The sequence below is a fragment of the Allosalinactinospora lopnorensis genome, assembly GCF_000981225.1.
In the GTDB taxonomy this organism is placed as follows: Bacteria; Actinomycetota; Actinomycetes; order Streptosporangiales; family Streptosporangiaceae; genus Allosalinactinospora; species Allosalinactinospora lopnorensis.
The window spans coordinates 43,001-62,256 of the sequence record NZ_LAJC01000005.1 but is presented as its reverse complement, the minus strand read 5'-3'; the positions used below and the strand labels follow the sequence as shown (position 1 = coordinate 62,256).

Below are 19,256 nucleotides of genomic sequence, written 5' to 3'. Positions count from 1 at the left end.
GGCGTTCGTGCCGTGCAAGGGGCGAGCAGGGTTGGGCAGCGCGTGCGCGAACCGGCCGCGGCCCGACGACCGACGAGGAAGAAGGCCAATGACGAATCCACGAGGCAACACGAACCCGCTGGGCGCGTTGTCCGGTGAGGGCGTCGCCGTATGGCTGGACGACATCAGCCGTGAACGGCTCCGATCAGGCAACCTCGCGAAGCTGATCACCGAGCGCAACGTGGTCGGTGTCACCTCCAACCCGACGATCTTCGAGAAGGCGCTCAAAGAGGGCGACGCCTACGACGCCCAGCTGCACGACCTCGCCCTGCGCGATATCTCGGTGGGTGAGGCGGTGCGCGCCATCACCGGCTACGACATCCGCTGGGCCGCCGACGTCCTGCGACCCCTGTACGACTCCTCCGACCGCATCGACGGCCGGGTGTCGCTGGAGGTCGACCCCAGCTGGCGCGCGACACCGAGCGCACCGTCGCCGAGGCCCGCGCCCTGTGGTGGCTGGTCGACCGGCCCAACCTGATGATCAAGATCCCGGCCACCGTCGAGGGGCTGCCGGCCATAACCCGCGCCCTGGCGGAGGGCATCAGCGTCAACGTCACGCTGATCTTCTCGCTGGAGCGCCACCGCCAGGTGATGGAGGCCTTCATCACCGGCCTGGAGCAGGCCCGCGAGAACGGCCGCGACCTCGCGGCGATCCAGTCGGTCGCCTCGTTCTTCGTCAGCCGGGTGGACACCGAGGTCGACAAGCGCCTGGAGCAGATCGGGACCGATGAGGCCGCCGGGCTGCGCGGCCGCGCGGCGATCGCCAACGCCCGTCTGGCCTATCAGGCCTACGAGGAGGTCTTCGGTTCCGAGCGCTGGAAGGCGCTGAAGGCCGCCGGGGCCACACCGCAGCGTCCGCTGTGGGCCTCCACAGGCGTGAAGGACCCTTCTTACGCGGACACCCGCTATGTCACCGAGCTGGTCGCACCCGACACCGTCAACACGATGCCGGAGGCCACCCTGGAGGCCACCGCCGACCACGGCGAGATCACCGGCGACACGGTGCGCGGCGATTACGCCCGCGCCCGGGCCGACCTGAACGCCCTCGCCTCGGTGGGGGTGGACTACGACGACGTCGTGCGGTTCCTGGAGGAGGACGGCGTCGTGAAGTTCGAGAAGTCCTGGGAAGCGCTGCTGGACGGCATCGCCCAGCGCCTCGGCGGGCGGTGACCGCTTCGGGCGGTCGACGCGCGGAGGGCTTCCGCCGCGAATCGCTGACGGGCGCCCTCCGGACGGCGGACAATCCAACCACGAGCAATACGCGCGAGAAATCCAGGAAGGATCGGTCGCAGTGAATAGTGTTCAGGTACGGGCCGGGAATCTCACCGTTGAGGTGCGCGGCAGCGCGGCCGAAGCGGCAGGCTCCGCCATGAAGGCCCTCGCCGCGGACGGGGTCGCGGCGAAGCTGGCGGCCAAGGACGCCACACTGTGGGGCCCCGACGCCGCCGCTGAAGCGGCCATCCGGCTCGGCTGGCTCGACCTGCCCCGTTCCTCGCGCGCCCTGCTACCCGAGCTGGACCGCCTGGCCGCGGAGGTCCGCGCCGCCGGCCTCGACCGCGTCGTCCTCTCCGGTATGGGCGGCTCCTCGCTCGCGCCGGAGGTCATCGCCGCCGACCGTGGTGCGGAGCTGATCACGCTCGACACCACGGACCCCGGGCAGATCCGGCGCGCCCTGTCGGAGGGACTGGAGCGCACGATCGTGGTGGTGTCCTCCAAGAGCGGCGGGACGATCGAGACCGACAGCCACCGCCGCGCCTTCGAGGAGGCCTTTCGCGAGGCCGGCATCGACCCCGCCGAACGCATCGTTGTGGTCACCGACCCCGGTTCCCCGCTGGCGGAGCTGGCGGCGGAACGCGGGTACCGGACCTTTCTCGCCGATCCCAACGTGGGCGGGCGCTACAGCGCGCTGACCGCTTTCGGCCTGGTCCCCGCCAAGCTGGCCGGCGTGGACGTCGAGACGCTGCTGGACGAAGCCGAGGCCCTGCTGCGATCGCTGAGCAGCGAGACGGAGAATCCCGCACTGCTGCTCGGCGCCGCCTTGGGTGGTTTCACCGGTCACGACAAGGTCGTGCTGGCCGGCGACACGCCGGTCGGCCTGAGCGACTGGATCGAACAGCTGGTGGCCGAGTCCACCGGGAAGAACGGGACCGGACTGCTTCCCATTGTCGTGGAGGGCATCGATACGCCGGCCACCGCCTCCGACACGCACCTCGCCACCTACTCCGCGGGCAAGGAGGCGGGCCCCGCCCAGACGAGCGACACCGTGGTCTCCGGCCCACTGGGGGCGCACTTCCTGGCCTGGGAGTACGCCACCGCCATCGCCGGCCGGCTGCTCGGCATCGACCCGTTCAACCAGCCCAACGTCCAGGAGTCCAAGGACAACACCAAGGCGCTGCTGGAATCGCACGTGGACACCCCCCTGCCCACGGGGACGCCGCTGCTGGTCGACGGCGCCGTGGAGGTCTACGCCGACGCTGTCACGGGCATCCTGCCGGACGGCACCGGCGACCTCGACGGAGTCCTGCGGGCTCTGCTCCGCGCCGTGCCCGAGTCCGGCTACCTGGCCGTCATGGCCTACCTGGACCGAATCGGCGACAGCTCCACCGCCGAACTGCGCGCCGACCTCGCCCGGTCGACACCGCGGCCGGTGACGTTCGGCTGGGGGCCGCGCTTCCTGCACTCCACCGGGCAGTACCACAAGGGAGGACCGGCCAACGGCGTGTTCCTGCAGATCACGGGGGAGAGTACGGTGGATCTGCCGATCCCGGGGCGCCCGTACACCTTCGGCCGGCTGCAGCTCGCCCAGGCGCTCGGCGACTTCGGAGCGCTCGGGGGCCGCGGACGCCCCTCCGTACGGCTGCACCTGCGCGACCGCGACGCCGGTCTGGCCCGCGTGCGGCAGGCGGTCACCGCCCTGCGCGCCTAGACGGACCTCCCGGCCGCGGCAACGGGGCCGCGGCCGGCGACACAAGCACGATCACACGGGGAGTTCGACGTGAAAGAACCGGTGATGCCGGGAGCGGTCCCCAACCCGCTGCGCAACGCGCTGGATCGCCGGCTGCCACGCATCGCCGGCCCGAGCGTGCTGGTGCTGTTCGGGGTCACAGGAGATCTGGCCCAGAAGAAGCTGCTCCCGGCGATCTACGACCTGGCCAACCGCGGACTGCTGCCGCCCGCGTTCGGTCTGGTCGGGTTCGCCCGCCGCGATTGGGAGCACCAGGACTTCATCCGGCAGACCCACGACGCCGTCCGCGAGCACGCCCGCACCCCCTTCCGCGAGGAGGTCTGGCGCCAGCTCAGCGAGGGCATCCGGTTCGTCCAGGGTGAGCTGCACGACGACGAGGCGTTCGACAAGCTGGCCCACACTGTCGGCGAACTGGACCACCAGCGGGGCACCGGAGGCAACTACGGCTTCTATCTCTCGCTGCCGCCGAAGCTGTTCCCGACCGTTCTCAAGCAGCTCAAGCGTTCCGGACTCACCGAGCCCGACCCCGGTGCCTGGCGACGGGTCGTCATCGAGAAACCGTTCGGCCACGACCTGGAGAGCGCCAGGGACCTCAACGCGGTCGTCGATGAGGTCTTCCCACCGCAGTCCGTCTTCAGAATCGACCACTACCTGGGCAAGGAGACCGTCCAGAACATCATGGCGCTGCGGTTCGCCAACACGCTGTTCGAACCGGTGTGGAACCGCGGCTACGTCGACCACGTGCAGATCACCATGGCCGAGGACATCGGTGTGGGGGGCCGCGCCGGCTACTACGACGGGATCGGCGCGGCCCGGGACGTCATCCAGAACCACCTGCTGCAGCTCCTGGCGCTGGTGGCGATGGAGGAACCGGTCTCCTTCACCGCCGACGCCATCCGCACGGAGAAGGAGAAGGTGCTCTCCGCGGTGACCCTCCCGCCGGACCTCGCCGCCGGAACCGCGCGCGGCCAGTACGCCGCGGGCTGGCAGGGCAGTACCGAGGTCCGCGACTACCTGGAGGAGGAGGGCATCCCCTCCGACTCCGCCACCGAGACCTACGCGGCGATGAAACTCGGCGTGAACACCCGCCGATGGGCCGGTGTTCCGTTCTACCTGCGTACCGGCAAGCGCCTGGGCCGCAGGGTGACCGAGGTGGCGCTGGTCTTCCAGCGCGCCCCGCACCAGATGTTCAGCCGCGGCGACGTCTCCGAACTCGGGGAGAACGCCCTGGTGGTACGAATACAGCCGGACGAGGGGGTCACCCTGCGGTTCGGCTCCAAGGTTCCCGGGGCCGCCATGGAGGTCCGCGACGTCACGATGGACTTCACCTACGGCCAGTCCTTCACCGAGGCCAGCCCGGAGGCCTATGAGCGGCTCATCCTCGACGTGCTCATCGGGGACCCGCCCCTCTTCCCCCGCCAGGAGGAGGTCGAGCTGTCCTGGAAGATCCTCGACCCGGTCGAGGAGTTCTGGGCCAAGAACGGCCGCCCCGAACAGTACGAGGCCGGCACATGGGGCCCGGCCTCCGCCGACGAGCTGCTGGCCCGCGACGGCCGTCAGTGGCGGCGCCCATGAGGCCGGTGCCCGCCTTCCACGACACGCGCCCCGCGGAGACTCCGCGCGCCAAGGGCCGCCAAGGGGAACAAGGATGACTCTGTACCTGCCACGCACCACCACGTCGCGGATCGACGAGGAACTCACGACCACGCGGCACAACTTCGGCGGCGGCGCATGAACATGGTGCTGACCCTGGTCATCGTCACCGACGAGGCCGACCACTACGACGCCGTCCGCGCCGCCACCGAGGCCGGGCGGGAGCACCCATCGCGCGTGCTCGCGGTGATCCGGCGCGACCCCGACGCCGAGCCAGCGCTCGACGCCGAGATCCGCCAGCCGGGCACCGCCGGCCCCGGCGAGGTGATCCTGCTCCGGCTCTACGGCCCTCTCGGCGACCATCCCGGCGCTGTCGTCACACCGCTCCTGGTGCCCGACGTGCCGGTGGTCGCGTGGTGGCCGGGCCACGGCCCCGAGGCCCCTGCGGAGGACCCGATCGGCCGGCTGGCCCAGCGCCGCATCACCGATTCGCTGCGTGCGCCCAACCCCGTCGCGGACCTGCTGACCCGTATCCGGCACTACCGGCCCGGCGACACCGACCTCACCTGGACCCGGCTCACACCGTGGCGTTCCCTGCTGGCCAGCGCCATGGACCGGCCCTGCGGTTGGGTGACCTCCGCGGAGGTCACCGCCGAACCGCACTACCCCAGCGCCGAACTGCTCGCCGCCTGGCTTTCGGACCAGCTGGAAGTGCCGGTGCGGCGCATGGAGTCCCACGGCCCCGGCCTGACCGACGTCAGGCTCGCCGCCGACACCGGTGACATCAGGGTCACCCGGCTCGACGGGCGCGCCGCCACCCTGTCGCGGCCCGGACAGCCCGACCAGACCGTGGCCCTGACCCGGCGCCCCGCCTCCGAGGCTCTCGCCGAGGAGTTGCGCCACCTCGACGCCGACGAAGTCTATGTGAGCGCCGCGAAGCACGTCGGCCCACTGCTGAACCGGACGGAACTGACTTCTTCCCCTTCCTAGAAGGAGGGGATTCCCCCTCGCGAGGTGGGTTTCCCGCTTCACAGCCGGCTGCGGAAGGGAGGACCCTTGCCGACTGACACCAGCTCCACAGGCTTTGCCCGCATCGCGGGCTGCGACTCGACCAGCCGCGAGGGATGTTCTTCGCCGCGTTGATGTCCCGGTCATGGCGGGTGCGGCAGGTCCGGCACTTGTACGCCGTTCGCACACCCCCGACCTTCCAGGAAGGAACGACATGCGTAAGCAACGCCGGGTGCGCCCGACCCGGACTCCTCCCCGGCCTGAAGGCCCATTCATCCTCCAGAAGGGTTGGTGAGAGCGTGACCCCTCCCCCCTCAGCCGTCGTCCACCCTGACGCCGATCTGCTGGCCAAGGCCACCGCGGCGCGTATCGTTACGCGGCTGGTCGACGCCCAGGCCGCCCAAGGGGCGGCCTCCATCGTCCTCACCGGCGGGGGGATCGGCACGGCCGTACTGCGGGAGCTGGCCGCCACCCCGGCCCGCGACGCCGTCGACTGGCGCCGCCTGGATGTCTGGTGGGGAGACGAGCGCTTCCTGCCCACCGGCGACCCCGAGCGCAACGAGACCGGTGCCCGTTCGGCCCTGCTGGACCACGTCAACGTCGATCCGGCCCGGGTGCACACCATGCCGGCGCCCGACGGCCCCGACGGCGGCGACCCGGAACGCGGAGCGGAGCGCTACGCCCAGCGGCTGCTCGCGGCCAGCCGCCCCGAGAACCACGCCGACGTACCGTCGTTCGACCTCTGCCTGCTGGGACTCGGGCCGGACGCCCACGTCGCGTCCCTCTTCCCCGAGCAGCCCGCGTTGTACGAGGACGAGCGCACCGTGGTCTCGGTGCACGGCGCCCCGAAACCGCCGCCCACCCGCGTGACCCTGACGTTTCCGGCCATCCGCGCCTCGCGCGAGGTGTGGGTGCTCGCCTCCGGCGGCGGCAAGGCCGACGCCGTCCGCCTCGCCCTCGGCGACGCGGGTCCCGTCCAGATCCCGGCGGCCGGCGCGCGCGGCAGGGCGCGTACCCTGTTCCTGCTCGACCGCGCGGCGGCGGCCAGGCTCCCGAAGAGTATGGTGGCTCCGGGCGTGCTCTAAGCCCTCGGCCCGGGCGCGGCGGACCCCCCGGCCATCGGACCGGAGCCCCCATGATCGCCGATGCCGTCCTCCTACTGGTCTTCGCGGTGCTCCTGCTCGCGCTGGTCTGGCGCAGCGTACGGGTCGTCCCGCACTCCGCGGTCGACATCGTCGAGCGCCTCGGAGGGGTGGGGCGTCCGGGCCACCCGGGTGAGAACCCTCTCCATCGAGCCCGAGCAGTTCTGAGGGCGGCGGGAACGCCCCCGGCGGTGCGAAAGTCTCCGGTGGCCGGCTTTCCGCGGCGTGTTCCGGCCGGAGCACGCCGCGCCCCCTTCCGTTCGGCGCGCTCGCCGCGCGGATCAGGCCGCTCCGGTCCCGGTCAGCGATCGGACGCGGAGTTCCCGGTACCGGTCCGTGCTGCGCTCATCGGAGCGCAGCGTGCCGATGACGGCACACAGGAACCCGATCGGGATGGCCACCAGCCCGGGGTGTTCCAAGGGGAACAGCTGAATGTCCACCCACTCCGGCAGCAGCGACAGGTTCTCCCCCGTCTCGGGGTGGACCTTGCCGGACATCACCGGGGAGAACAGCATCAGCAGCAGTGAAGCGCCCAACCCGCCGTAGACCCCCCATTCCACACCGCTGGCGTTGAACCTCCGCCAGAACAGCGAAAACACGATGACCGGCAGGTTCGCGGCAGCCGCGACGGAGAACGCGAGCCCCACGAGGAACGCCACGTTGAGATCCCGCGCCTGGATCGCCAGGACGATCGCCACGGCGCCGATGGCCGCGGCCGAGAGCCGCGCCACCGCGAGCTCCTGGGACTCCTTGGGACGGCCCCACATGAGCACGTGCCCGAACAGGTCGTGCGCGATCGAGGACGAGGAGGCCAGGGTAAGGCTGGCCGCGACCGCGAGGATGGCCGCCAGGGCCACGGCGGAGACCAGCGCGAGCAGCACCGCCCCGCCCACGGGACCGGCGACGAGGGAACCGATCTCCTCGGCGAGCTGGGGAACAGCGGTGTTGCCCCCGGGATCCTGGGCGGCGATCCTCTCCGGGCCGACCAGCGCCGCGGCACCGAATCCCAGCACCAGCGTCATCAGGTAGAACACACCGATCAGCATGATGGCCCGGTTCGCCGAGGCTCGGGCGGCCCGCCCGTCCGGGACCGTGTAGAAGCGGACGAGGATGTGCGGCAGAGCGACCGTGCCGAGCACCAGGCCGAGCACCAGGCTGATCAGGTCGAGCCGGTTGATGAGGCTCTGCGCCGGGTCACCGGCGACGTCGCCCCCGAACCGCGCCCCGGGCTCCAGGAACGCCTGGCCCTTGCCGCTCGCGTCGGCCGCGCTGGCCAGCAGATCGCCGACGTTGAAACCGAAGAGGCCGAGTACGAGGAACGCCATCAGCGCCGATCCCGCCAGCAGGAGCACGGCCTTGATGATCTGCAGCCAGGTGGCCGCCTTCATCCCGCCGTACATCACGTAGACGATCATCAGCACGCCGACGAGGACGATCGCCGCCGTTTCGGCCTGCGGGGCCGCCATTCCGAGGAAGGTTCCGCCCTGGTGGACGCCCACCAGCAAGGTCACAAGCGCGCCCACACCGACCATCTGGGCCAGCAGGTAGAGGACGCTGACGGTCACCGTGGAGGCGGTGCAGGCGAGTCGGACCCGGGTCTGGCGCGCCCGGAAGGCCGGGATGTCCGCCATCGTGAAGCGGCCGGTGTTGCGCATCAGCTGGGCCAGCGGCAGCACCAGCATCCAGGCGACGAGGAACCCGATGGAGTACCGGAAACCGTCATAGCCCCACAGCGCGATCATCCCGGCGATCCCCAGGAACGAGGCGGCCGAGAGGTAGGCGCCGGTGAGTGCCAGCCCGTTCTGGGTGCTGCCGAAGCCGCGGCCGGCGGCATAGAAATCCACAGCCCGTTTGGTGGTTCCGCCAACACGGAAAGTGACAGCAAGTGTCACACCGACGAAGAGGGCGCACAGCGCGATGGCCCAGACATGCGAGGCACCGACGTCGTGACCTACGGTGCCGACGTCGGGGGGAAGTTCGACGAGGAGAGTCATCCCTGCCCCACCCGGCCGTTCAGAACGGCCTCCGCGGCCGCGGACTCGTCACGGAGCTCGGCGGCGAGCGGATCCAGCCGGCGGGCGGCATACAGACAGTAGCCCCACGCGAGGACAAGCGTCGAAGCGAATTGGCCGACTCCCAGGAGCAGGGCGAGGTTGATCACCCCGTAAATCTGCATTCCCATGAAGTCGCGGGCGTATATGGAGAGGAAAAGGTAGGCCATATACCAGCCCAGGAAAACGACGATCAGAATCGCCGTCTGCACTACGAATCTCCTACGCAGTTTCACGAATCGCGGGTCCGCTGATAACCGGACGGCCAGCCGGCTCCGTTCCGCGGGTCCGTGGTGCCGGTCCACGCCGCGAAGTGCGACGACCTCCCTCGGCCCGGTCGTTGACCTCGTAACGCCTTCAAGATAATCGACCACGTTCCTCCCCCAATACGTGGACGGCCACGGGCTCCCCTTGCCCGTGTCCGTGGATCTCCCCCTGCGATCGGCGCCTGGGGAACACAATCGGCCGGTCGCAGCTGACGGCCCGGGCACCGCGAGCGGACGCGCCGAACCGCGGTGCGGTAGGGAATTACCTTAACGAGATTCCGGATCCGCTGTTCGCGATATTCACTAATCGACCGACTGAATCTCCGAGAAAGCCGTCGGAAACTCTCACTCCTGCACCGGCTCCCCGCCGAGGGAGATCGGACGGGGCCTCCGAGCGGCGGATCGGCCGCGTCCGCGCGAACGGACGCGGCGCCTGGGGGCGTTCCCGGTACCGGCCCCCGTCCTTTCCACCGCTTCGGCCGGGCCCGCGTCCACACGTCCGCCGCCACCGGCCGGTCGGCCCGAGGAGAGGAAGGGGAACAGGGAGCAGGCGGCCGGTACCGCACCACCTGCCCTGGTATACGGTGCCGGGGTGTCGAACGCCGTCTTCCGGGATAAATACCGAGTCGGCGCCGGCGAACAGGGCCCGCGCACCGTTGATCCCGGCCAGGAGGTACCGCGGAGGTGGCAGCGATGGACCGCGCGCACGGGAGCCCCCTCGTCATCGACTGCGACCCCGGCGTGGACGACGCCATCGCCCTGCTGATGGCCCTGGCCGCGCCCGAACTGGACCTGCGCGGGTTGACCACGGTCGCGGGGAACGTCTCGCTGCCCGAGGTCAACCGGAACGCCGCGCGGGTTCTGGACCTGGCCGGAGCCCCGGACGATCTTCCCCTGGTCTCCGGACTGGACGGGCCCATCGCGCGCACCCGACGCGTCCGCGATGAACCCGTCCACGGCGAGGGCGGCCTGGGCGGGGTGCACCTGCCGCCGTCGAAGCGCCGTTTCCACGACGCGCACGCCGTCGACTGGCTGGCCGCCCAGGCGCTCGCCGAACCCGGCACACTCACGCTGGCCGCGATCGGGCCGCTGTCCAACGTGGCGATGATGGTGCGACGCCACCCCGAAGCGGCGGCGGCGCTGCGCGAGGTCGTGGTCATGGGTGGGGCCGCGTTCGTGCAGGGCAACACCACACCGGCGGCGGAGTTCAACTTCTTCGCCGACCCCGAGGCGGCCCGCCTCGTCGTCGAGTCCGGGCCGGCGGTCCGGATCGTCGGTCTCGACGTGACCCGGGCCGCCCTGTTCCCGCCGCAGGCGGCCGAGCGGCTGGCGAGCATGTCCGGCGCCGCCGGGGTGGCGGGGCGCATGCTGGATGACTACGGGCGTCGGGCCCAGGCGCGCTCCGGGCTGGCGGGCTTCCCCGTACACGACGCTCTCGCGGTCTCGGCCGTGAGCCATCCCCGCCTGCTGGGATGGGAGGCCGGCCAGGCGACCGTCGAGTGCGCCGGAACGATCACGTGCGGTGCCCTCGTGGCCGACCTGCGCTCTCCGGGCCGCCCCCGGAACATACGGATGGCCTGCTCCGTCGACGCCGAGGGGTTCGCCGCGCTGCTCAGCGAGCGGCTGTCCGGCTACGCACGTTGACCACGGCGGGGCGCACCGCCCCGCCGCCCAAGTGTCCCGCCGCACACCGGCGCCGCTCGTCAGCGCTGAGCGGAGATGGCAACGCGGCGGTTCCGTCGCTTGCCGTCCTCGTCGTCGTCATCGCTCCTGGGCTCCTCACCCACCAGCCCGCAGCCGGAGACGAGGGGGAGCACGAGAGGCAAAGCGATAAGGGGGATGCGTGCCGCATTTCATCCTTTCTCAGGGGCGTCAGCAAGGCCGGCGCATGCTCGGCGCCGGTCCGACTTCCGAGGCCGCACCGGTATTCTCCGTTCCTGCGGATGCCGTACCGGCACACGACGGGGCCGCCGGGACCGGCCGCCGGTCATGCGGGCGGCCCCGCCCCACTGCCGGCGCCGGATCTTCGTTAAGCTGCCCCGGGAGTACCCCGGCGCCGCGGGAGATCGACGAGATATCGATCTCCCTCTTCGAACGCGTGTATGATTTTCCCCCGAGAGTCTCCGTACCGACTACCGAAGGGATGCCACCGCCGTGGTCACCGAGGTCTTCACGCGCAAGTATTGCGACCCGCACGCCGTCCGCGAAGAGAAGGTCGAGGCGACTGATGTCGTCCAGTTCGCCTGGGAGGGCGCCGTTCGCGAGGTCGACGCCTGCGACGAGTGCAAGAAGGAGTACGAGACCCGCTTCGAGGCGCTGGTCGACTACTCCCGTCCGGTCAAGAAGCGCCGCACCACCAAGAAGGCCGAGTCGAAGCCCGAGAGCGGGGACACCGAGGAGACCGCGGCAGCCGACGACTCCGCCTGAACGGCCGCCGCGCGTCACCTTGGCCGGTCCACGCCGCGGCGCGGAGAACGAGGACATCAGGAGCCGGCGCCCCTCCGGGATCGCCGGCTCCTGCGTGCGCGCGATATCGTTACGTCGTAACAGCGACATCGTTACCTGTGCCCAGCGCCCACGGCCTCGCGCCGCCGCGGTTCGCGCAGTGCGCGCGCATCCACTGGTCACGGCCCGGCCCAGTGCCGCAGAGCGCCTCAAGCCGCGAGGCCGCGCCGAAGGCCGCCCCTGGCAGGACCGGTTCGGGGGGACGGAAGGTGAACGGTATGATTCCGCACCGCAGACGTCACAGTCGTCTCACAAGGACGAATATCGGGTGCGGAGTCACAGTTGGGAACCTGGCACGCAGACAGCGGCGAACGGTCGAACCATGACACCGGTACACCGGGTCACGGGCAGGCCAGGCATCTGAGGGCCGGTCTCAGCGGCTCCGGGAGCGTGGGCGGCCGTGCGCTGTCGCTCACCGTCAGCGCGGTTCCCGCCCGAACCGGGGTCCACGGTGGCACCGCCACTGCCGTTCTACCGGTTCCCGCCGCCTTCGCCCGGGCCGTTCGCGCCCGCCCGCCGCGGGCGCGAAGCCGGGTTCTCCGGAACGGCCCGCCGGCGAGTCCCGGACTGGAACCGATCACCCACTAGAACACGACGCTGCTCGCGCCACCGCGCGATCGGCAGACGACAAGGAGTCAGGGATATGGCACAACAACACCGCGAGCAGTGGGGGACCCGCGCCGGGTTCCTGCTCGCGGCGATCGGATCAGCCATCGGCCTGGGCAACATATGGCGGTTCCCATACGTCGCTTACGACAACGGCGGCGGTGCGTTCCTGCTGCCCTACCTCATCGCGCTGCTGACCGCCGGTATCCCGCTGCTCATCCTCGAATACACGATCGGCCACCGGTTCCGCGGGTCGCCGCCGCTGGCGTTCCACCGGATGTCCCGCCCGGCCACCGCGATCGGGTGGTGGCAGGTCGCGATCTGCTTCGTGATCGCCACCTACTACGCGGTGATCGTCGCGTGGGCCATACGGTTCACCGGTTTCTCCGTGGGCCAGCAGTGGGGGGACGACCCCGATGGCTTCTTGTTCGGCGAGTTCCTGCAGGTCTCCGATGAACCGGGGGTGTTCTCCTCCTTCGTTCCCGGGGTGGCGTTGCCGCTGATCGCTGTCTGGGCGATCGTCCTCGCCGTACTGCTCTTCGGTGTGCGGCGCGGCATCGAGTGGGCGAACAAGATCTTCATCCGCTGCTGGTCGTGCTCTTCGGCGTCCTCGTCGTTCGGGCGCTGTTCCTCGACGGCGCGGCTGTCGGCCTCAACGCGCTGTTCTCCCCCGACTGGTCGGCCATCACGGACGGCAGCGTCTGGGTCGCGGCATACGGCCAGATCTTCTTCTCGCTCTCGGTCGGCTTCGGCATCATGATCACCTACGCGTCGTATCTGCGGCGCCGCGCGGACCTCACCGGCTCCGCCATGGTCGCGGGGTTCGCGAACAGCTCGTTCGAGATCCTGGCGGGCATCGGCGTGTTCGCGACGCTCGGTTTCATGGCGGTCTCGGCCGGAGTCGCGGTCGACGAGACCGCCACAGACGGCATCGGGTTGGCCTTCGTCGCGTTCCCGGAGATCATCTCCAACATGCCGGTCGGCGCCGATCTGTTCGGTGTGCTGTTCTTCGGCTCGCTGGTGATCGCCGGCCTGTCGTCGCTGATCAGCATCGTGCAGGTCGTGGTGGCCGCCGTACAGGACCGCACCGGGATCGGCCGGATCCCCGCGGTGCTCGCGGTCGGCGGCGCGACCACGGTGGTCTCCATCGCCCTGTACCCGACCGACGGCGGGCTCTACGTCCTGGACGCCGCCGACCGCTTCATCAACCAGTACGGCATCGCCCTGGCCGCGCTGGTGGTCGTGGTCGTCACGGCCTGGGCACTGCGCCTGCTGCCGAAGCTGCAGAAGCACGCCGACACGACCTCGGCCATCGGCCTCGGCCGGTGGTGGCGGATCACTCTCGGAGTGATCACGCCGGTGGTCCTGGGCTGGATGATGTGGGACAGCCTGAGCGCCGAGCTCTCGGCGAACTACGAGGGCTACCCGACCGGCTTCCTGCTCGCAGCAGGCTGGGGCGTCGCCCTCGGCGCGATCGCCGTGGGCGTCCTTCTCGCCCTCATCCCGTGGCGGCGCGAGGCCAGCGACTCCCCGCCCATCGACCCGGACGTACGCGTCGAAAGGAGGCGCTGATGTCCACCGGCGCCATCGTGATGATGCTCATCGCCGTCACCATCGTCTGGGGCGGCCTGATCGCGGCGATCATCCAGCTGCGCAGGCACCCCGAGCAGCCCGAGACCGACACCTTCGAGTAGCCCGGAAGCGAGGGGCGCCGGCCGAGCCGGCGCCCCTGCCCGTGTCGGGCCCGCGGGCGCGGCCGTGGCATGCCAACGGAGGGAGGCCAGCCGTCCGGCCGCCGGTGCTCCCCCCGTTCGTCATTCATCTGGTCATGGTTCAACGGGCGAGGTCAGGTCGACGGCTGGCCGGGTGCTCCCGCCTGGGTCAACAGGCTCATAAGGCGACCGGGACGGCGTGAGGGCACCGAACCCGCCACCGGGAGCCGCACCTGAACCGTCCCGCGGCGCGGCGAGCGGATCGCGGCCCCCATGCGCCGCATGATGCGCTGCATCGCCTCGTTTCCCGCGACGGTCTCGGCCCGGACCTCCGCCAGCCCCCAGTCGGCCGCGATCGCCGTGAGCGCCCGCGCCAGCGCGGTCCCCACACCCATCCCCTGGCAGGAGTCCTCGACCAGGAACGCGATCTCGCCCACGCCAGGGTCGGGCGTATACATCAGGTGCGCGAGCGCGATCGGCTCGCCCCCCTCCGCCGGACGCGCCGCAAGGGTGAGCCCCTGTTCCGGGTCGCAGAAGACCGCGAGCATGCGCGGGGTGAGTTCGCGCAGCGCCGTGAAGTAGCGCCGCCGGGTGGTCTCGCTGGAGCAGCGCCGGTGCAGCCGCTGGAGCCGCTCGGCGTCGCCCGCCCCCACCTGCCAGACGAACAGCTCCGCTCCGCTGCCGGTGACCAGCGAGCCGCTGGTGGGGGCCGGCCCGGCGGGCGGCAGGACGGAACGGACCAGTGCGTCGGCTCGGGCGGACTCGGTCCAGGTGAACGGGCGGTCCGCGCGGCGCAGCCGGACGCCGCGCAACGGGCCGACGGGAACGAGCAGCGTGGTTTCGGGCTCTTCCGGGAACTCCGGTGCCGGACGGGTCAGGTTGCTCCAGCGGGCCTCATCGGCGAGGAGCAGCTCGCGCAGCGCCTCGGGCAGCCGGTTGGGTCCGGTCCGGAGCCGGGCGGTGAGCAGCAGGGCACGCGTGACGTCGTCTCCCACCTCACGCGGCTGCGCCGGTACGGCCACCACCGAGTCGGTGACGCTGCGCTGGGCGACCTCCCGCAGCAGGGGGCGGTGGTCCCCTGGCACGTCCACGATGAACTCGTCGACCACGCCTGCGGTGTCGGCGTGGATGGCCAGGCCGACGATATTGCCGCCCTCGGCGGCCATCGCGTCGACGACCCCGGCGAGCTGCCCCGGACGGTCCTCGACGGCGGTACGGATGCGCCACAGGGTCATGTCGCTCCCCCTCGGAATGAGCACGCCCGCTGCTCTGTGTCTTTGTGCTTCGCAGCGGCACGAGACGACCACCCTCCAGTGTGCGGAGCGGGCGTTTCCGGCGTGCTACACCGCCGTTAGATCGCGCGAACGGAGAACAGGAGACCACCGTGGTCACGGTGTACCGCTGACCAGCTCACCGCCCTTCCAGACCGCCGCGACCTGGGGAACACCCGGCCGGTAGGCGAGATAGACCGGGTTCGGCGCCTCCAGCAGGGCGAGGTCGGCGCGGGCCCCCGCGGAGAGATGGCCGATGTCGTCACGGCGCAGGGCGCGGGCTCCGCCGGCGGTGGCGGCCCACAGCGCCTCCTCGGGGGTCATGCGCATCTCGCGCACGGCCAGCGCGAGGCAGAACGCCACGCTGGAGGTGAAGCACGAGCCCGGATTGCAGTCACTGGCCAACGCGACCACGGCGCCCGCGTCGAGCAGGGCGCGGGCGTCCGGGTAAGGCCGGCGGGTGGAGAAGTCCACTCCGGGCAGCAGGGTCGCCACCGTGGCGTCGCGGCTCTTCGCGGATTGGGCGAGAGCGTCCACGTCGTCCGTGGTCAGGTAGGTGCAGTGGTCCACCGAGGCGGCGCCGACCTCGACGGCGAGCCGGACTCCCGGCCCCTGGCCGAGCTGGTTGCCGTGTACGCGGGCGAGCAGTCCGCGCTGCTGCCCGGCGGTGAGGATGCGCCGGGAGGCCTCCTCGTCGAACGCGCCCCGCTCGCAGAAGACGTCGACCCACCGGGCGCGGGGGGCGCATGCCCGCAGCATCGCCCCGGTCACGAGGTCGACGTAGCCGACCGGGTCATCGGTGTACTCGGGCGGCACGACGTGTCCGCCCAGGAACGTCACCTCATCGGTGAGGCGCGCGGCCACCCGCAGGGCGCGTGCCTCGTCCTCGACGCTCAGCCGTAGCCCGACTTGATCTCCAGGGTCGTGGTTCCCTGGGCGCGCGCCTCCCGCAGCAGCCGGGTCGCGTTCCCGAGTAGCTCGGCCTCGGTTGCGGAGCGGGTGGCGGCGACCGTGGTGCGGATCCCGCCCGCCTCGTAGGGACGCCCGCTCATCCGGGCGGCGAACTCGCGACTGCGGTCGCCGGCGAAGACGATATGGGAGTGGCTGTCGACGAACCCGGGGATCACGCACCGGCCGCCCGCGTCCACGCGGGTGTCGGCGCCCGGTGCCCGTGCCGCCGGCCCCGCCCACGCCACGCGGTCGCCCTCGATCACCAGAGCGGCGTCGGCGACCTCGCCGAGGATCCCCTCCCCCAGTCCTGGATCGTTGCTGACGAGGGTGCCGATTCCGTCGATGAGGAGGGAGTTCGGGGCGGGCGCGGACACGGTCATGCGTAGAGCTCCTTGATGGCGGCGTCGAGGTCGAGAGCGGTGTCGGGGACGAAAGCGTGCACTCCGTCGCGGACGATCCACTGGCCGTCGGCCATGACGTTTCGGATGTCGGCGGCCGTGGCCGCGTAGACGACGGCTCCCGCGGCGTGCGCCGGGTCGAACCCGGCGAGCCGGATGCTGTCCAGGCTGATGTTGACCAGGTCCGCGCGTGCGCCGGGCCGCAGCGCCCCGGCTTCGGCGGTTGCGTTCCCCCATCCCAGCAGGATGTGGCCGTCGACGGTGCCCGCGCGGTAGAGGCGTTCGCTGTCCAGCGTGCCGCGGTGGCCGGTGCGCAGCCGTTCGTGGAGTTCGACGCCGCGCATCTCCTCGAACATGTCGATCTGCGCGTGCTGGTCGGTGCCGATGCTGATCCGCGCGGTCGGCCCCGGGTTCTGCGGGTCCGGGCAGACCAGGTCGCCGGTACGGGCGACACCGTCGGCGAGGTCGCGTTCGGTGGTCGGGCACAGGCACACTCCGGCCGCGGCGGCACGGACGATACCGACGTCGGCATCGGTGAGGTGAGTGGCGTGCACCAGGCTGGTGCGCGGACCCAGCGCACGCGCCTCCGCCAGGAGCGCGGCAGGGGTCCGGCCATAGGCGGCCAGGCAGGCTTCGTTCTCGGCGGGCTGCTCGGAAAGATGGGCGTGCAGCGGAGCCCGTTTCTCCTCCGCCCAGGCCACGACGCCCGGCAACTGCTCCGCCGGTACGGCGCGGACCGAGTGCACGGCCGCGCCGACACGCGTGTGCCCTCCGGGCGGCCGGAAGGCGTCCACCCGCGCGGCCCACGCGTCGGCGTCGCCGTCGCTGAACCGCAACTGCCGCCCGTCCAGCGGCCGGTGCCGGCCGTCGCGCCCGATCCCGCCCGACAGGTAGCAGGTGTCCAGCAGGGTGATGCGGATGCCCGCCTCCGCGGCCGCCGCGGCCAGCGCCGCGCTCATGGCGTTGGGGTCGTCGTAGGGTTTGCCGTCGGGGCCGTGGTGCAGGTAGTGGAACTCACCGACAGAGGTGATCCCGGCGAGCGCCATCTCGGCGTACACGGCCCGGGCCAGGCGGTAGTAAGAGTCGGGGGTAAGCCGGTCGGCGACCCGGTACATCTGCTCGCGCCAGCTCCAGAACGACCCGCTGCCGGCGTGGGTGCGCCCGCGCAGCGCGCGGTGGAAGGCGTGCGAGTGCGCGTTGGCCAGCCCCGCCACGGTGACTCCGGGCAGCCACTCGGCGTCGGCCGGGGCGGCGGTGTCGGGGACGACCGAGACGATCCGGCCCACCGCGTCAACCTCGATCAGCACGTCGGGAGCCACTGGGGCACCCCCGTCGCCGGTCCACGCCCACTCGCACCAGTAGCGACGGTTCTCGCCTCCGTGCTCCGTGCGCTCGGCCTTCTCCAGCACGGCGGTGCCCGCCCGGTCCGCGAACCCGTAAGAGGTCATCCGGGCCCCTCTCCCAGCAGTTCGGCGAGGACATCGGCCAGTGCGGCCGTACCGGCGTGGCAGTCGGCCGGTTCGGCGTACTCGTCCGGGGCGTGCGAGACACCGGTGGGGTTGCGCACGAACAGCATCGCCGTGGGAACGGCGGACGCGAGAACACCGGCGTCATGGCCGGCCCCGGTGGGCAGCGTCGGGACCGGCCCGTTCCTGTCGCCGGCAATGGCCGCGATCCGGTCGCGCAGCCCGTTCTCGAACTCCACGAGGGGCGTACGCGACTCCTGGTAGCTGGCGAGGAAGACGCCGTGCTCGCCGGAACTGCGCTGGGCCGCCGCGTCGACGCCCTCGACCACCGCCTGCAGCGTGGCCTCGTCCGGGGCGCGCGCGTCCAGCCAGGCGCGCACCTTCGAGGGGATGGCGTTGGTGCCGTTCGGTTGCACCTGCGCCTTGCCGATGGTCGCAATCGCGTCGTGCGCCGCGGCCACGGACCTCGCGGCCAGGACGGTCTCCGCGAAGGGCAGCATGGGATCGTGGCGGTCGCCGAGGAGGGTGGTCCCGGCGTGGTCGGCCCGCCCTGAGAAGTCCATGCGCCACCGCCCGTGCGGCCAGACGGCGCTGGCGACACCAATGGGGTCTCCGGTGCGGGCGAGCGCGCGTCCCTGCTCGATGTGGAGTTCGACGAACACTCCGATGCGGTCCACGAGCTCGGGGGCGGGCCCTATGCGATCAGGGTCGAGCCCGGCCTTCTCCATGGCCCTCGCCCAGGTGAGCCCATCTGCGTCGGTGAGGGCGGCGGCGCGCTCGGGCGTGATCGCGCCGGTGAGCAGCCTGCTGCCGAGGCAGGGGACGCCGAAGCGGGCGCCCTCCTCCTCGACGAACACGGTGATGGCGAGCGGGCGCAGCGGGCGCGCACCGCGCCGTTGGAGCTCGTCCACCGCCGCCAGCGCGCCCACCACACCGAGGGGGCCGTCGAAAGCACCGCCATCGGGAACGGAGTCCAGGTGCGAGCCGGTGACGACGGCATCAGGGCCGGGATCGCCCCACCAGGCCCACAGGTTGCCGTTGCGGTCGGGCTGCACCTCCAGCCCGCGGGCCGCCGCGGCCTGGGCGAACCAGGAACGCACTTCGACATCGGCGGGCCCCCAGGAGAAACGCCGGTACCCGCCGGTGGGCCGGTGCCGCCCGAGAGGAGCCAGCTCGGCCCACAGCTCGTCGAAGGTAGCGCTCATCTCCGCCTCCTCTGTCCGGGTCGGGTGTTCCCGCCCTTGTTCTCCTGGAGTCTCCCCCATCACGCCCGGGCCGCCGCA

General features: G+C 71.4%; 11 protein-coding genes and 5 pseudogenes. 9 read left to right on the top strand and 7 right to left on the bottom strand.

The window, feature by feature from the left end:
• Nucleotides 1–88: 88 nt before the first annotated feature.
• The 4 genes and pseudogenes from tal (at nt 89) to VS93_RS03190 (ending at nt 5,587) form a co-directional block, all read left to right on the top strand.
• Nucleotides 89–1,209: pseudogene (gene tal, locus VS93_RS03205) on the top strand (transaldolase).
• Between the two features lie 199 nt (nt 1,210–1,408).
• The gene (locus VS93_RS03200; RefSeq protein ID WP_046468556.1) at nt 1,409–2,965 is read left to right on the top strand and encodes a glucose-6-phosphate isomerase; all 1,557 of its coding nucleotides are present in this window, start codon (nt 1,409–1,411) and stop codon (nt 2,963–2,965) included.
• 84 nt (nt 2,966–3,049) lie between these two features.
• Nucleotides 3,050–4,579, top strand: a complete 1,530-nt coding sequence (zwf, locus tag VS93_RS03195; protein WP_046468555.1) for a glucose-6-phosphate dehydrogenase — start codon at nt 3,050–3,052, stop codon at nt 4,577–4,579.
• Between the two features lie 73 nt (nt 4,580–4,652).
• Nucleotides 4,653–5,587 (top strand): annotated as a pseudogene (locus tag VS93_RS03190) (glucose-6-phosphate dehydrogenase assembly protein OpcA).
• A gap of 163 nt (nt 5,588–5,750) precedes the next feature.
• Here VS93_RS03190 and VS93_RS33675 read toward each other — a convergent pair.
• Nucleotides 5,751–6,023 (bottom strand): annotated as a pseudogene (locus VS93_RS33675) (hypothetical protein); the annotation flags it as partial.
• Between VS93_RS33675 and pgl the strand changes: the two are divergent.
• On the top strand, nt 5,905–6,690 hold the full coding sequence (gene pgl / locus VS93_RS03185; protein ID WP_046468506.1) for a 6-phosphogluconolactonase: 786 nt from the start codon (nt 5,905–5,907) through the stop codon (nt 6,688–6,690). The pseudogene VS93_RS33675 and the gene pgl overlap by 119 nt on opposite strands.
• 338 nt (nt 6,691–7,028) lie before the next feature.
• Here the strand turns inward: pgl and VS93_RS03180 are convergent, their stop codons facing one another.
• Together VS93_RS03180 and VS93_RS03175 are read right to left on the bottom strand one after the other, a co-directional pair.
• Nucleotides 7,029–8,741, bottom strand: coding sequence for a solute symporter family protein (locus VS93_RS03180; protein WP_046468505.1), 1,713 nt, complete (start codon nt 8,739–8,741; stop codon nt 7,029–7,031).
• Nucleotides 8,738–9,172 carry a DUF485 domain-containing protein gene (locus VS93_RS03175; RefSeq protein ID WP_046468504.1) on the bottom strand — a complete coding sequence of 145 codons (435 nt, stop codon included), beginning with the start codon at nt 9,170–9,172 and terminating at the stop codon, nt 8,738–8,740. Before VS93_RS03175 ends, VS93_RS03180 begins: the two co-directional genes overlap by 4 nt.
• A gap of 585 nt (nt 9,173–9,757) precedes the next feature.
• Between VS93_RS03175 and VS93_RS03170 the strand changes: the two genes are divergently transcribed.
• The 4 genes and pseudogenes from VS93_RS03170 (at nt 9,758) to VS93_RS27590 (ending at nt 13,869) form a co-directional block, all read left to right on the top strand.
• Nucleotides 9,758–10,708, top strand: coding sequence for a nucleoside hydrolase (locus VS93_RS03170; RefSeq protein WP_046468503.1), 951 nt, complete (start codon nt 9,758–9,760; stop codon nt 10,706–10,708).
• A gap of 510 nt (nt 10,709–11,218) precedes the next feature.
• Entirely contained in the window at nt 11,219–11,491 is a 273-nt protein-coding gene (locus tag VS93_RS03165) for a hypothetical protein (protein ID WP_046468502.1), read from the top strand.
• A gap of 721 nt (nt 11,492–12,212) precedes the next feature.
• Nucleotides 12,213–13,747, top strand: a pseudogene (locus tag VS93_RS03160) (sodium-dependent transporter).
• Nucleotides 13,747–13,869 (top strand): methionine/alanine import family NSS transporter small subunit, encoded by a 123-nt coding sequence (locus VS93_RS27590; RefSeq protein WP_082126581.1) that lies wholly within the window; start codon nt 13,747–13,749, stop codon nt 13,867–13,869. The pseudogene VS93_RS03160 and the gene VS93_RS27590 overlap by 1 nt, the downstream one beginning before the upstream one ends.
• Before the next feature lie 152 nt (nt 13,870–14,021).
• Here the strand turns inward: VS93_RS27590 and VS93_RS03155 are convergent, their stop codons facing one another.
• From VS93_RS03155 to VS93_RS03140, 4 genes and pseudogenes are all read right to left on the bottom strand, one after another.
• The gene (locus VS93_RS03155; protein ID WP_046468501.1) at nt 14,022–15,122 is read right to left on the bottom strand and encodes a GNAT family N-acetyltransferase; all 1,101 of its coding nucleotides are present in this window, start codon (nt 15,120–15,122) and stop codon (nt 14,022–14,024) included.
• Between the two features lie 153 nt (nt 15,123–15,275).
• Nucleotides 15,276–16,489, bottom strand: a pseudogene (gene hutI / locus VS93_RS03150) (imidazolonepropionase).
• Entirely contained in the window at nt 16,486–17,955 is a 1,470-nt protein-coding gene (locus VS93_RS03145) for a formimidoylglutamate deiminase (RefSeq protein ID WP_082126580.1), read from the bottom strand. The pseudogene hutI and the gene VS93_RS03145 overlap by 4 nt, the downstream one beginning before the upstream one ends.
• Nucleotides 17,952–19,178, bottom strand: a complete 1,227-nt coding sequence (locus VS93_RS03140) for an allantoate amidohydrolase (protein ID WP_046468500.1) — start codon at nt 19,176–19,178, stop codon at nt 17,952–17,954. The genes VS93_RS03145 and VS93_RS03140 overlap by 4 nt, the downstream gene beginning before the upstream one ends.
• Nucleotides 19,179–19,256: the final 78 nt, after the last annotated feature.

Bases quoted from the DNA above. Each gene is read 5' to 3' on its own strand.
- VS93_RS03200 (WP_046468556.1), top strand. From the start codon at position 1,409: ATGAAGGCCCTCGCCGCGGACGGGGTCGCGGCGAAGCTGGCGGCCAAG.
- zwf (WP_046468555.1), top strand. From the start codon at position 3,050: ATGCCGGGAGCGGTCCCCAACCCGCTGCGCAACGCGCTGGATCGCCGG.
- VS93_RS03180 (WP_046468505.1), bottom strand. From the start codon at position 8,741: ATGACTCTCCTCGTCGAACTTCCCCCCGACGTCGGCACCGTAGGTCAC.
- VS93_RS03170 (WP_046468503.1), top strand. From the start codon at position 9,758: ATGGACCGCGCGCACGGGAGCCCCCTCGTCATCGACTGCGACCCCGGC.
- VS93_RS27590 (WP_082126581.1), top strand. From the start codon at position 13,747: ATGTCCACCGGCGCCATCGTGATGATGCTCATCGCCGTCACCATCGTC.
- VS93_RS03155 (WP_046468501.1), bottom strand. From the start codon at position 15,122: ATGACCCTGTGGCGCATCCGTACCGCCGTCGAGGACCGTCCGGGGCAG.
- VS93_RS03145 (WP_082126580.1), bottom strand. From the start codon at position 17,955: ATGACCTCTTACGGGTTCGCGGACCGGGCGGGCACCGCCGTGCTGGAG.
- VS93_RS03140 (WP_046468500.1), bottom strand. From the start codon at position 19,178: ATGAGCGCTACCTTCGACGAGCTGTGGGCCGAGCTGGCTCCTCTCGGG.